The sequence below is a fragment of the Streptomyces sp. SudanB5_2050 genome (genome assembly GCF_964272335.1).
In the GTDB taxonomy this organism is placed as follows: domain Bacteria; phylum Actinomycetota; class Actinomycetes; order Streptomycetales; family Streptomycetaceae; genus Streptomyces; species Streptomyces rochei.
Genome location: NZ_OZ186760.1, coordinates 7,379,233 through 7,394,605, shown reverse-complemented (window position 1 = coordinate 7,394,605; position 15,373 = coordinate 7,379,233). Strand labels below are relative to the sequence as shown.

Sequence of the window (15,373 nt, the reverse complement as noted above, 5' to 3'; positions counted from 1 at the left end):
GGCGGCCGACCGAGGTCACGAACGGCCGAACTTCGCGTCGATGAAGTCGAAGAGGTCGTCGTCGCTCAGATCGTCGAGTTCTTCTCGGGCGGCGGCCTGGTCCTCGCCATCGGCCTGGTCCCACCGCTCCAGCAACGCCCGCAGCCGTGTGGTGAGCGCCGCGCGGTCCCGGGCGTCCGGCACGGTCTCTGCGAGAGGTGCCGCGGTCAGGGTGGCGACGGTGGACTCGAGCCGCGCGAGGTCTTCCAGCAGAGTGGACCCCGCGGGGGCGCCGTCGATTCCGAGCCGGGCGCCCAGGTAGGCGGCGAGCGCCGTGGACGTGGGGTGGTCGAAGACCAGGGTGGCCGGAAGCTCGAGCCCGGTGGCAGCAACGATCCTGTTGCGCAGTTTCACCGCGCTGAGGGAGTCGAATCCGAGCTCGCGGAACGGCCGGTCGACCGGTACGGCGTCCGCGCCGGGGTGGCCGAGCACCACCGCTGCCTGCGCCCGCACCTCGGCGAGCAGGGCGCGCCGCCGTTCGTCCGCGGACAGCACCGCCAGCTTGGCCACGAGGCCCTGCGTAGGCTGGTCCGCGCCTTCCGGCCTCGGTTCGGGGCGGGCTTCAGGTATGTCGGTGATGAGGGGGCGGCTGCGGGCCGACGTGAAGAGGGGAGCGAACGTCTTCCAGTCGATGTCTGCGACGACGAGCGTGCTCTCGGCGCGGTCGACGGCCTGGCGCAGCGCGTCGAGGGCGGCCTCAGGGGCCATGAACCGCAGACCCTGCCTGCTCCACCATTCCTCGCCGGCGGCGGCTGTCATGCCGTCACCGGCCCAGGCGCCCCAGGCGACGGAGGTCGCCGGCCGCCCCTGGCCCCTGCGCTGTTCGGCCAGCGCGTCCAGGTAGGCGTTGGCCGCCGCGTAGGCGCCCTGGGCGCTGCTTCCCCACACACCCGCTCCGGAGGAGAACAGCACGAACGCGTCCACGTCATCGAGGAGTTCGTGCAGGTTCCGGGCTCCGGCCGACTTCGCCCGCAGCACCGCCGCGGTCTCCTCGGCGTCGGTGTCCAGCAGCCTGGCGGCGCGACCGGAGCCCGCCGCGTGCACGACCGTACGGATCGGCGGGCCGTCCGCCTGAACCCGGTCGAGGAGCGCCGAGAGCGCGGCGCGGTCCGCGACGTCGCACGCGCCGAACGTCACCTGTACGCCGAGGGCGGTGAGGTCGTCGCGCAGACGGTCTGCGCCCTCCGCCTCCGCCCCCCGACGGCTGACCAGCACGAGGTGCCGTACGCCTGCGGCCGCCAGCCAGCGGGCGACCTGCCCGCCGAGACCGCCGGTGCCGCCCGTGACGAGCGCTGTGTCGCGGGGCTGCCAGCCGGCGGTCACCGCGTCGCGCGGAACGGGGGCACGCACCAGCCTTCGTGCCAGCAACCCAGCGTCGCGTAATGCCAGTTGGTCCTCGTCCTCGCCCGCGGACAGGACCGCGGCGAACCGGGCGGCCGCGCGGTCGTCGAGACGGTCCGGCAGGTCGAGCAGACCACCCCACGCCTCCGGGTGCTCCAGACCGGCCACCCGTGCCACGGCCCACACCTGCGCGGCGTGCGTGGGAGCATCCGGGTCCGTCGCCGTCGCGGACACACCGTTGCGGGTCAGGGTCCACACCGGTGCTCGTACGGCGCCGTCGGAGAGGGCCTGGGCAAGCAGGACGGTACCGGCGACGGCACTGGGCAGCACCTCGTGGTCGGGGTGCGCCGCCCCGCTCAGTCCGAGCAGGGAGACCACGCCCTCGGGGGGATCGGCGGCCAGCCGCGTGGCCAGCGCCGAACGGCTCTCCCGCGGGCCCAGCACCATGCGTTCGGGCTCGACCCCGTGGCCCCGCAGCGCCGAGCAGACCCAGTCGACGACGGGGTCGTCCTCGTGACCGGCGGGCACGACGACAGCCCAGCGCCCCGACAGCACCCTGTCGTACGAGGGCGTGGCGACCGGACGCCATACGATCCGGTACCGCCAGGAGTCCACAGCCGCCCTGCGCTGCCGGTCCCGACGCCACGCTGCAAGCGTCGGCAGCAGGGCCGCGACGGGTGCGTGAAGATCCTGCCCCGGCTCCGCCACCGACCTCCGGAGCAGGTCCGCCAACTCGGTCGCCTCACCGTGCTCCACGGCCGCCCAGAACTCGTCGTCGCCCGGGCCGGTCACGTCTCCGGCAGGGTGTCGTGGTGAGTCGAGCCAGTAGGGCTGGTGTTGGAAGGGATAGGTGGGCAGGTCGACCCGCCGGCCGCCGGCGAGCATCCCCGCCCAGTCGATCGGCACCCCACGCACCCACGCCTCACCGGCCGCATCCACCAACCGCCGCAGACCACCCTCGCCACGACGCAGCGACTCCAACGCCACGACCCGATCCGCGGACTCCTCGATGCCGACCGTCAACACCGGATGCGGACTGGACTCCAGGAACACCCGATACCCCTGAGCGACCAGGCCCTCCACCACCGACTGGAATTCCACTGTCTGACGGAGATTGCGGTACCAGTACTCCGCCCCCAGCTCGACAGTGTCGATCCGCTCACCCGTCACCGTGGACACGAACGGAATCTCACCCGAGCGCGGGACGATCCCGTCCAGAACCCCCAACAACTCCTCACGGATCAACTCCACCTGCACCGAATGCGAGGCGTAATCCACATCGATACGACGCGCCCGAACCCCCGACGACACACACGCGGCCAGCACCCTCTCCAGCCCCGCGGCCTCACCCGAGACCACCGTCGACGAAGAACCGTTCACCGCCGCCACCGACACACCCGGCACACCCGCGATCAACGACACCACCCGCTCACGCGACAACGCCACCGAAACCATCCCACCCAGCCCCGACAGACGCTCCGCGATCAAACGGCTCCGCAACGCCACCACCCGCGCCGCATCACCCACACTCAACGCACCCGCCACCGTCGCCGCGGCAATCTCACCCTGCGAATGACCCACCACCGCAGCAACCGGAACACCCCACGACCGCCACACCCGCGCCAGCGACACCATCACCGCCCACAACGCAGGCTGAACCACCTCGACCCGACCCAACTCCCCAGCCGAACCCAGAACATCCACCACAGAAAAGTCCACAAACGGCGACAGAGCCGCCGCACACTCCCGCATCGACTCCGCGAACACCGGCGAGGAACCCAGCAACTCCCGCCCCATACCGACCCACTGACACCCCTGACCGGCGAACACCAACACCACACCACCACCGGCACCGACCCCGACCCCGACCTCGACCCCCGAAACCGAGGAAAGCTTCCCCAGGAGCTCTTCCCGATCGCCTCCCACGACGACGGCCCGGTGCTCGAACGCCGCACGCGTCGAAGCCAACGACCAGCCCACATCCACCACGTTCAACCCACCAGCCACCGACGCCAGCCGGGCAGCCTGCTCCCGCAACGCCTCAGCCGACCGCGCCGAAAGAACCCACGGCACCACATCACCCGCTTCAGGCTCCGGCAGCGCGTCCTCCGCCGGCGGCTCCTCGAGAATCACGTGCGCGTTCGTCCCGGAGATCCCGAACGACGACACACCCGCCCGCCGCACACGCCCCTCCCCCGACGGCCAGTCCCGCGCCTCCGTCAGCAGCCGCACCGCACCCGAGTCCCAATCCACCTCACCCGACGGCTCGTCCACATGCAACGTCCGCGGCAGCACGCCCGCCTGCATCGCCTGCACCATCTTGATCACGCTTGCCACACCCGCGGCCGCCTGCGTGTGACCGATGTTCGACTTCACCGACCCCAGCCACAACGGACGATCCGCGTCACGCCCCCGCCCGTACGTCGCCAGCAACGCCTGCGCCTCGATCGGATCACCCAACCGCGTCCCCGTACCGTGACCCTCCACGACGTCCACGTCCGCAGGGGTCAGTCGACCGTCGGCCAAGGCCTCGCGGATGACGTCCTGCTGGGACGGTCCGTTCGGGGCGGTGAATCCGCTGCTGGCTCCGTCCTGGTTGACCGCCGAGCCCCGTACGACGGCCAGGACCTCGTGTCCGTTGCGACGGGCGTCCGAGAGGCGCTCCAGGACCAGTACGCCCACCCCCTCGCCGAAGCCCGTGCCGTCGGCCGTGGACGAGAACGCCTTGCAGCGGCCGTCGGGGGCGAGGCCCCGCTGTCGGCTGAAGGTGGCGAACACGGTCGGCGCCGCGATGACGGAGGCACCTCCGGCCAGCGCAAGGGTGCACTGGCCCTGGCGCAGGGCTTGGGCGGCGAGGTGCAGGGCGACGAGCGAGGAGGAGCAGGCCGTGTCGACGGTGACAGCGGGGCCGTTCAGGCCGAGCGTGTAGGAGACGCGGCCCGAGGCAACGCTTCCGGCGTTGCCGATGCCGATGACACCCTCCAACTCCTGGTCGATCGAGGGCAGTCGGGTCGCGTATTCATGGGTCATGAGCCCGGTGTAAACGCCGGTGCGGGTGCCCTCGAGGGAGGAAGGGTCGATGCCCGCCCGCTCCAGGGCCTCCCACGAGCACTCCAGCAGAAGCCGGTGTTGCGGGTCCATCGCCAGCGCCTCACGCGGCGAGATTCCGAAGAAGCCCGCGTCGAAGCCGGCGACGTCGTGGACGAACCCGCCTTCGCGGACGTAGGCCTTGCCCGGCGCGTCCGGGTCGGGGTCGTACAGGTTCTCGAGGTCCCATCCGCGGTCGGCGGGGAAGGGGCCGATCGCGTCATGCTTCTTCTCCACGAGGTCCCACAGGTCCTCGGGGGTGCGCACGCCACCGGGCAGACGGCAGCCCATGCCGATGATGGCGATGGGGTCGGTGCCGGCGGACTCCAGTTCCTGCAGCCTGGCTCTCGCCGACCGCAGGTCCGCGGTCACCCGCTTGAGATAGGCCAGTGCTTTGTCGTCGCCGTTCACTGCGTACCCCCGATGCCCAGTTCGTTGTCGATGAGGGCGTAGATCTCGTCCGCTGTCGCGTTCTCCAGGTCGTCCCCGGAGCCGTCGGGGCCTTCGGTGCCGCCGGGGCCGTCGACGTGCCGCATTTCGTCGAGCAGGGCCGTCAGGCGTTGGGTCACCAGGGCGCGGTCCAGGCCACCGGCGGGTGTGGCTCCGTGCACGCTGCGGCGCAGAGCTTCCAGCTGCTCCATGGCCTGCGCGGTCGGGTCGACGGTGCCCACGAGATGCTCGACCAGGTGGGCGGCCAGGGCGGCCGGGCTGGGGTGGTCGAACACCACCGTGGCCGGCAGGCGCAGCCCCAGTCGGCGGGCGAGCCGGTTGCGCAGCCGTACCGCTGTCAGGGAGTCGAACCCCAGCTCCAGGAAGCCCCGGGTGAGGGGGATGGCGTCGTGGCTGTCATGGCCGAGGACGGCCGCCGCGGTGTCGAGCACGATCCGCTGCACGCGCCGCTGTCGCTCGTCGGCGCCCAACTCGGCCAGCTGCCGGACCTCCTGCGCGGCGCCCGCGCTCGCCGCGGGTTCCGTGCCGGTGGCGGCCCGGCGGCGTACGCGGACCAGGCCGCGCAGCATCGGCGGTACCTCCTCACTGGATGTCGACTCCAGCCGGATCGGCACCGCCAGCGGCTCCCCGGAGGCCAGGCCGGCGTCGAAGGCGGCAAGCGCCTCCGCGGTGGACAGGGCGCCGACGGCCGCGATGCTGCGGGAGGGGGAGCCCGTGTGCCGGGTCAGTTCGCTGCGGTGCTCCCACAGCCCCCAGGCCAGCGAGGTCCCGGGCAGTCCCCGGGCGGCACGATGGGCGGCCAGTGCGTCCAGAAATCCGTTGGCCGCGGCGTAGTTGGCCTGTCCCGCCGCGCCGAGCACGGATGCGGCCGAGGAGAACATGACGAAGGCGGTCAGAGGCAGTTCGGCGGTGAGTTCGTGCAGGTGCCAGGCGGCGTCCGCCTTGGGGCGCAGGACCGGGTCGAGCCAGTCGGCGGACCGGGTGCCGAGCACGCCGTCGTCCAGCGCTCCGGCGGCGTGCACGACGGCCGACAGGGGGTGGTCGGCGTCGACCGTGGCGAGGAGCGCGGCCACGCTCGTGCGGTCGCCGAGGTCGGCCGCCACGATGTCGACGTGTGCGCCATGCCCGGTGAGCTCGGCATGCAGCCGGTCCGCGCCGTCGGCGGCCGGTCCTCGTCGGCTGACCAGCAGCAGCCGGGTGACTCCGTGCGTCTCCACCAGGTGCCGGGCGAGCAGTCCCCCGAGGGTGCCCGTGCCTCCGGTGATCAGGACCGTGCCTGTGCCCAGTGAGCCCGCTCCGGTGGGGGCCTGCGCCCGGGCCAGGCGCGGTGCCCTGCCGTCTCCGGCGCGTACGACGACCTCCGGTTCGGGACCGAGGGCGAAACCGGGAAGGGCCGTGAGCGAGGCGGGATGAGCATCGAGGTCGACAAGGGTGATGCGGTCCGGGTGCTCGGCCTGTGCGGCGCGCAGCAGTCCGCGCGCCGTTCCGTGGAGGAGGTCGCCGTCTTCCGCTTCGCGGCTTACGACGACCAGTCGGGCATCGTCGAAACGTCCGTCGGTGAGCCAGTCCTGCAGCACCTCCAGCACCTGAGCGGTCGCCTTCCGGACAGCGGTCGGCACCTCCTCGGTGACCCCCGCGTCCTTTGTGCCGGGGAGCGTGAACAGGGCGGCTTCGGGTGCCGATGTGAGACCGGCCAGGTCGGCAGCCGTCGTCACCTGCGCGCCCGTGGCCTCCAGGGCTGCGGCGTACCCGGCCGGGTCCGCTCCGATGACCGCCCAGGAGGCGGGGGCCGAGCCGGCCAGGGCTTCGTGCCGCGTTTCGACGCGGAAGAGGTGGCCCGCCCGCCGCACGGCGAACTGATCGGCGTCGACGGGCCGGCCGGCGAGCCGCCCGATGGTGAGGACCGGCAGCCCGGATTCGTCCCACGCCTGCCACGAGGAGTTCTGCGGATCGATCCGGACCCGTAGCGAGGTCGCCCCGGTCGCGAAGAGCCGGACGTCCGAGAAGGCGAACGGCAGCCGGGGACCGTCATCGCCAGCCCCCGCGTTCGTCCGGGCGCAGGCCACGCTGTGCACCGCCGCGTCGAAGAGTCCAGGGTGCAGGCCGTACGCATCGACGTCGGTGCCCTCCGGCAGCGAGATCTCGGCGACGAGATCCTCACCGGCACGCCAGGCGCGCCGCAGGCAGCGGAACTGAGGCCCGTAGTGGTAGCCGCCCGCCGCGAGCTCGTCGTAGAAGCCCTCGACATCGAGGGGCATGGCGCCGGTCGGCGGCCATTCCGGCAGCGGCTCCGGCGGCGGCCCGCCCGCCCCGAGGATCCCCTCGGCGTGAGTCACCCAGCTGCCGTCGTCACGGCGCGAGTGCATCGACACGGTGCGAGTGCCGGGCTCTTCGGTCTCCGTGACGACGACCCTCACCTGTACGGTGTCGGACTCACCGAGCACGAGCGGCGACTGCAGGGTGAGCTCGTCGACAGAGTCGCATCCGGCCTGGTGCCCCGCGTGCAGGGCGAGTTCGACCCAGACCACGCCGGGGAGCAGCACCTGCCCGAGCACCTGATGATCGGCCAGCCACGGGTAGGAGGGAAGCGACAGTCGTCCCGTCCAGACCCGCTGCCCGTCCGGCAGGTCGACCGCCGCCGGCACGAACGCGTGACCGGCCTCTGTGAGACCGACGGCGGTCACGTCTCCGCCAGGGTGTCGTGGTGAGTCGAGCCAGTAGGGCTGGTGTTGGAAGGGATAGGTGGGCAGGTCGACCCGCCGGCCGCCGGCGAGCATCCCCGCCCAGTCGATCGGCACCCCACGCACCCACGCCTCACCGGCCGCATCCACCAACCGCCGCAGACCACCCTCGCCACGACGCAGCGACTCCAACGCCACGACCCGATCCGCGGACTCCTCGATGCCGACCGTCAACACCGGATGCGGACTGGACTCCAGGAACACCCGATACCCCTGAGCGACCAGGCCCTCCACCACCGACTGGAATTCCACTGTCTGACGGAGATTGCGGTACCAGTACTCCGCCCCCAGCTCGACAGTGTCGATCCGCTCACCCGTCACCGTGGACACGAACGGAATCTCACCCGAGCGCGGGACGATCCCGTCCAGAACCCCCAACAACTCCTCACGGATCAACTCCACCTGCACCGAATGCGAGGCGTAATCCACATCGATACGACGCGCCCGAACCCCCGACGACACACACGCGGCCAGCACCCTCTCCAGCCCCGCGGCCTCACCCGAGACCACCGTCGACGAAGAACCGTTCACCGCCGCCACCGACACACCCGGCACACCCGCGATCAACGACACCACCCGCTCACGCGACAACGCCACCGAAACCATCCCACCCAGCCCCGACAGACGCTCCGCGATCAAACGGCTCCGCAACGCCACCACCCGCGCCGCATCACCCACACTCAACGCACCCGCCACCGTCGCCGCGGCAATCTCACCCTGCGAATGACCCACCACCGCAGCAACCGGAACACCCCACGACCGCCACACCCGCGCCAGCGACACCATCACCGCCCACAACGCAGGCTGAACCACCTCGACCCGACCCAACTCCCCAGCCGAACCCAGAACATCCACCACAGAAAAGTCCACAAACGGCGACAGAGCCGCCGCACACTCCCGCATCGACTCCGCGAACACCGGCGAGGAACCCAGCAACTCCCGCCCCATACCGACCCACTGACACCCCTGACCGGCGAACACCAACACCACACCACCACCGGCACCGACCCCGACCCCGACCTCGACCCCCGAAACCGAGGAAAGCTTCCCCAGGAGCTCTTCCCGATCGCCTCCCACGACGACGGCCCGGTGCTCGAACGCCGCACGCGTCGAAGCCAACGACCAGCCCACATCCACCACGTTCAACCCACCAGCCACCGACGCCAGCCGGGCAGCCTGCTCCCGCAACGCCTCAGCCGACCGCGCCGAAAGAACCCACGGCACCACATCACCCGCTTCAGGCTCCGGCAGCGCGTCCTCCGCCGGCGGCTCCTCGAGAATCACGTGCGCGTTCGTCCCGGAGATCCCGAACGACGACACACCCGCCCGCCGCACACGCCCCTCCCCCGACGGCCAGTCCCGCGCCTCCGTCAGCAGCCGCACCGCACCCGAGTCCCAATCCACCTCACCCGACGGCTCGTCCACATGCAACGTCCGCGGCAGCACGCCCGCCTGCATCGCCTGCACCATCTTGATCACGCTTGCCACACCCGCGGCCGCCTGCGTGTGACCGATGTTCGACTTCACCGACCCCAGCCACAACGGACGATCCGCGTCACGCCCCCGCCCGTACGTCGCCAGCAACGCCTGCGCCTCGATCGGATCACCCAACCGCGTCCCCGTACCGTGCGCCTCCACCACATCCACATCGGCCGGACCCAGCCCGGCACTCGCCAAGGCCGCACGTATCACCCGCTGCTGCGACGGACCGTTCGGCGCCGTCAGACCGTTCGACGCACCGTCCTGGTTCACCGCCGAACCCCGCACCACCGCCAACACCCGATGACCGTTCCGCCGCGCCACCGACAACCGCTCCAGGACAAGGATTCCGGCGCCTTCGGCCCAGGCCACCCCGTCGGCGGAGGCCGCGAAGGCCTTGCTCCGGCCGTCCGCGGCCAGGCCGCGCTGGCGGGAGAACTCGACGAAGGGGCGGGGCGTGTGCATGACGGTGACGCCGCCGGCGAGGGCCAGTTCGCACTCACCGGCCCGCAGAGCCTGCACGGCCAGGTGCAGGCCTACGAGGGAGGTGGAACATGCGGTGTCGACGGTGACCGCGGGCCCGGTGAGGTCGAATGTGTAGGAGATGCGCCCGGAGGCGATGCTGCCCGAGCTTCCGGTGCCGAGTGTGCCTTCGAAGCCTGCGGGCGTGGCCCCCAGCCGGGAGGCGTACTCGTGGTACATCACTCCGGCGTACACGCCCGACCGGCTGCCTCTGAGCGTGGCCGGGTCGATGCCCGCCCGCTCCAGGGCCTCATACGAGCACTCCAGCAGGAGCCGCTGCTGCGGGTCCATCGCCAGCGCCTCACGCGGCGAGATCCCGAAGAAGCCCGCGTCGAAGCCGGAGACGTCGTGCAGGAATCCGCCGTGCCGTACGTAGGACTTGCCGACGGCGTCGGGGTCCGGGTCGTAGAGGTTCTCCACGTCCCAGCCGCGGTCGGTGGGCCACTCCGAGATGGCGTCCGTGCCGGAGTGGACGAGGTCCCAAAGACCTTCGGGTGTGCGCACGCCGCCAGGGAAGCGGCCCGCCATGCCCACGATGACGATCGCATCGTCTTCGGTCGGCGCCGGAACCGGGGCGGTGCCGACGGCCGGGGCGGCGGTCTCCTTCAGCAGGGTGAGGCGGGTCAGGACGTGCTCGGCGATGGCCGCGGGGGTGGGGTGATCGTAGGTGAGGGTGGCGGGCAGGCGCAGGTCGGTGACGGCGGAGAGCCGGTTGCGGAACTCGACGGCGGTGAGCGAGTCGAACCCGGCGGCGTCGAGGCTCTGGTCGGGCGGTACTCCGTCGGCGGCGTTGTAGCCGAGTGTGTCGGCGACCGCGTTGCGCACCAGGTTGAGGACCGTGCGCTTGCGTTCGGGGGCGGTCAGTTCGGCGAGCCTGTCCCGAAGCGAGGCGGCAGGCTGTGTACGTGCCGCTCGGGTCCGCTCGGGGACCAGGCTCCACATCGGTGCGGGAAGGTGGTCACGCCGTGCGCGCAGCGTCGCGGTGTCCACCCGCATCGGCACGAGCTGTGACTGATCGCCGGCGCATCCGGCGTCGAACAGCCGCATGCCGTCCTCCGCGCTCAGCGCGGTGACGCCGATCCGTGAAATACGCGTCAGCTCGGCGTCACCGAGTCCGCGGGCCATGCCCTCGTGCTCGGCCCACAGCCCCCACGCGAGGGACACGGCGGGCAGGTCGTTGCTGCGACGGTGGGCGGCGAGCGCGTCGAGGTAGGCGTTGGCCGCGGCGTAGTTGCCCTGTCCGGCGGCGCCCAGCACGGCCGACGCGGAGGAGAACAGCACGAACGCGGTGAGATCCAGGTGGGAGGTGAGTTCGTGGAGATGGCGGGCGCCGTCGACCTTCGCCGCGAACGAGGTGTCGATGCGCTCGGTCGTGAGGGCGTGCAGGACGCCGTCGTCCAGTACGCCTGCGGTGTGCACGACGGCGGCGAGCGGGTGTTCGTCCGGCACGGAGGCGAGCAGCGCGGCCACGGCGTCGCGGTCGGAGACGTCGCAGGACACGGCCGTGACGTCGGCGTCGAGCAGGTCGGCCCCCGGTGCGGGCCTGCCGCTGCGGCTCGCGAGGACGAGTCGGCGTACGCCGTGACGTGCGACGAGGTGCTGGGCCACGATCCCTGCGAGGGCGCCCGATCCGCCGGTGATGAGGACTGTTCCCTCGGCGTCCCACTCGGCCGGCTCCCGCGGCGCGGAGGCCGCGGTCAGCCGCGGGGCCAGGACGGCGCCGTCACGGATCGCGACCTGGGGTTCCCCGGTGGCGAGCGCCGCGGCCAGGACGTCCGTCGTCGGGTCGGGGTCGTCCGAGTCGACGAGCCGGAAGCAGCCGGGGTGTTCGGTCTGGGCGGTGCGGACCAGGCCCCACAGAGGCGCGTGGTGGAGGTCGTGGACGTCGTCGCCGACCGCCACGGCACGGTGGGTGAGCAGGGCGAGCGTGGTGGTACCGGTGTCGGCGGCCAGCCAGCGCTGCAGCAGCTCCAGTGCCTGGTACGTCGCCTGATGCGGACCCTCACTGTCGAGGCATGGCACGACCACGATGTCGGCGTCCGCCGCGAGGGCCGCCTCCACGGTGGCGGCACGGGCCAGCCGCAGGCCGGGACCGTTCGCGGCGGGCGCGGAAACCCAGTCGACCCGGAACAGTGAGTCGCGCGGGACGGCCATGAGCTGACCGGCGGAGACCGGTCGCAGCGTGAGCGATTCGGCCGTGAGGACCGGCCGGTCCGCGGTGTCGGTGACGTCCAGCCGGATGGCGTCGGTACCGGCCCGGGAGATTCGAGCACGTACGGCGATCGCTCCTCTGGTACGCAGGGTCACGCCTTCCCAGGCGAACGGCAGGTACTTCTCCTCCGACCGCTCACGGAAGGCGCCCAGCCGTGCCGCGTGCAGGACGGCGTCGAGCAGGGCCGGATGCATGCCGTACCGGGCGGCGTCAGCGCCGGCCGCCTCGGGCAGCACGATCTCGGCGAGAACGTCGTCGCCCAGCCGCCACGCGGCCCGGACGCCCTGGAACAGCGGGCCGTAGTGGTAGCCGTGCTCGGCGAGTCCGGCGTAGAAGCCGTCGAGGTCCACGGCCTGCGCCTCCGGCGGCGGCCAGGCTCCGGCCGCCACGGCGGGCTCCGCCGTGGCGGCCGACGCCAGCAGTCCAGCGGCGTGCAGCGTCCACTCGTGCTCCGCGTCGTCGTCGGGGCGGGAGTACACCCGGACCTCACGTCGCCCATCGGCTTCCGGTGCGCCCACAGCCATCTGTACCTGCACGGCGCCCCGCTCGGGTACGACCAGCGGTCGGTGCAGCGTCAGGTCGTGTACGACCGGACAGCTCACCTCCTCACCGGCGCGCACGGCCAGTTCGAGGAAGGCCGTAGCGGGCAGCAAGACCGCGTCGAGCACGGTGTGGTCGGCCAGCCAGGGGTGTGTGCGCAGCGCCAGCCGCCCGGCGAAGACGACCTTGTCGTCCCCCGCGACGGTGACGACGGAACCGAGCAGCGGATGCCGGGCATCGCCGAGCCCCAGCTCCGCCGGCTCGGCGGCACTTCCGGTGTTCATCATCCAGTAGTGCTGGTGCTGGAAGGGGTAGGTGGGCAGGTCCACCGTGCGGGCCCGCGGGAACAGCGGGGCCCAGTCGACCGGGTGACCCTGGACGTACAGGGACGCTGCGGCACTCAACACGGTCCGCGACTCGTCGTGGTCGGGGCGCAGGGCAGGTACAGCCGTCACCGAAGTGGCGGTGGCGTCCGCGCAGTGGGTGACCATCGAAGTGAGCGTCCCGGCGGGACCCAGCTCGACGAACGTCCTCACACCCGCGTCGAGCAACGTGGCGACCCCGTCGGCGAAACGCACCGGCTCACGGACCTGACGCACCCAGTACTCCGGCGTCCCCCACTCCTCCGGATCCACCCACGCACCCGTGACATTGGAAACCACCCGCAGCGACGGCACACCGAACGCCACCGACTCCACAACCCGACGGAACTCCCCCAGCATCGGCTCCACCAAAGGCGAATGAAAAGCATGCGAGACCGCCAGACGACGCGACCGCGCCCCACAAGCAGCCACCACACGCTCCACACCCCCCTCAGGACCAGCGATCACCACCTGCCCCGGCGCGTTCACCGACGCGATCACCACGTCCTCACCGAGGAAACCGGCCAGCTCCCCCGCCTCGGCCCGAACCGCGACCATCACCCCACCCGCCGGCAACGCCTGCATCAACCGCGCCCGGGCAGCCACGACCCGACACGCATCCTCCAACGACCACAACCCCGCCACACACGCCGCCGACAACTCACCGACCGAATGCCCGATCAGACAACCCGGCCGCACACCCCAGGACTCCAACAACCGAAACAGCGCCACCTCCAACGCGAACAACCCCGCCTGCGCCCACACCGTCCGGTCCAACTCACCCGCATCCGAACCGAAAACAACCTCCCGCACCCCCGGACCGACCCGCCCACACACCTCGTCGAACGCCTCGGCAAACACCGGGAACCGCTCATACAACCCCCGCCCCATCCCCAACCGCTGACTGCCCTGACCAGCAAAAACAAACGCGAGACCACCCGACGCCGAAGACGCGACACCCCTCACGCCCCGACCCTGCGCGACCTCGGACAAGCCCCGCACCAACTCGTCCCGCCCGCGCCCCACCACCACGGCCCGATGCTCGAACGCCGCACGCGTCGAAACCAACGACCAACCCACATCCACCGGACTCGACTCGCCGACGAACTCGCTCAGTTGCACCGCCTGTGCTTGCAGTGCCTCTTCCGTCCGCGCGGAGAGCACCCACGGCACCACACCACCCGCGTCGTTCTCCGGTTCCTCCCCCTCTTCCGGTGCTTCCTCGATGATCACGTGCGCGTTGGTGCCTGAGATCCCGAACGACGACACTCCCGCCCGCCGCAGACGACCTTCCTCCGACGGCCAGTCCCGCGCCTCGGTCAGCAGCCGCACCGCACCCGAGCCCCAGTCCACCTCACCCGACGGCTCGTCCACATGCAGCGTCCGGGGCAGCGTGCCCGCCTGCATCGCCTTGACCATCTTGATGACACCGGCGACGCCGGCAGCGGCCTGCGCATGACCGATGTTCGACTTCACCGACCCCAGCCACAACGGACGCTCCGCGTCCCGGCCCTGCCCGTACGTCGCCAGCAGTGCTTGCGCCTCGATCGGGTCGCCCAGGGATGTCCCCGTGCCGTGTGCCTCTACGGCGTCCACGTCCTCGGGGGCCAGGCGTGCACTGGCCAAGGCCGCGCGGATCACCCGCTGCTGCGACGGACCGTTCGGCGCCGTCAGACCGTTCGACGCACCGTCCTGGTTCACCGCCGAACCCCGCACCACCGCCAACACCCGATGACCGTTCCGCCGCGCCACCGACAACCGCTCCAGGACGAGTACGCCCACGCCCTCGCCCCAGCCAGTGCCGTCGGCCCCGGCCGCGAAGGCCTTGCAGCGGCCGTCACCGGCCAGGCCACGCTGCCGGGAGAAGACCTCGAACAGGCGGGTCGTCGGCATGACCGTCACACCGCCGGCGAGCGCCAGCTCGCACTCCCCCGCCCGCAGGGCGCGGGCCGCCAGGTGGAGGGCGACCAGTGAGGACGAGCAGGCCGTACTGATCGTGACCGCAGGGCCCTCCAGTCCGAGCGTGTAGGAGATGCGGCCGGAGAGCACGCTCGCGGAGGCGCCCGTGGCGAGGTAGGCGTGGGAGCGGTCGTCGGCACGCAGGAGAAGCGTCCCGTAGTCCTGGCCGTTCGAGCCCACGAACACGCCCGCGCGGCTGCCGTGCAGGGTCTTCGGGTCGATCCGCGACCGCTCGATCGCCTCCCACGAACACTCCAGCAGCAGCCGCTGCTGCGGATCCATGACCACGGCCTCCCGCGGGGAGATACCGAAGAACGCGGGGTCGAACCGGCCCGCGCCGTCGAGGAATCCGCCTTCCCGCACATACGACTTGCCGGGGGCGTCCGGGTCCGGGTCGTACAGCCGCTCCACGTCCCAGCCACGGTCCCTCGGGAACTCCGAAACGGCGTCCGTCCCGGCCTCCAGCAGCGACCAGAACTCTTCCGGGCTGTTCACCCCGCCGGGCAGACGGCAGCTCATCCCCACGATCGCGATCGGCTCGCGCTCGCTCTCCTCCAGTTCGTGCACCCGCTGCCGCGCCTCCTGGAGGTTCGAGGCAGTCCGCTTCAGGTAGTCGAGGAGTTCTTCGTCGTTGGGCATGG

At 71.5% G+C, this 15,373-nt stretch carries 2 protein-coding genes; both read right to left on the bottom strand.

The window, feature by feature from the left end:
* Window positions 1–15: 15 nt before the first annotated feature.
* Window positions 16–4,878 carry a type I polyketide synthase gene (locus ACFZP7_RS32420; protein WP_385637609.1) on the bottom strand — a complete coding sequence of 1,621 codons (4,863 nt, stop codon included), beginning with the start codon at window positions 4,876–4,878 and terminating at the stop codon, window positions 16–18.
* Entirely contained in the window at window positions 4,875–15,371 is a 10,497-nt protein-coding gene (locus ACFZP7_RS32415) for an SDR family NAD(P)-dependent oxidoreductase (protein WP_385637606.1), read from the bottom strand. Before ACFZP7_RS32415 ends, ACFZP7_RS32420 begins: the two co-directional genes overlap by 4 nt.
* Window positions 15,372–15,373: the final 2 nt, after the last annotated feature.

Coding starts and splice junctions, on each gene's coding strand:
- ACFZP7_RS32415 (WP_385637606.1), bottom strand. CDS start 15,371: ATGCCCAACGACGAAGAACTCCTCGACTACCTGAAGCGGACTGCCTCG.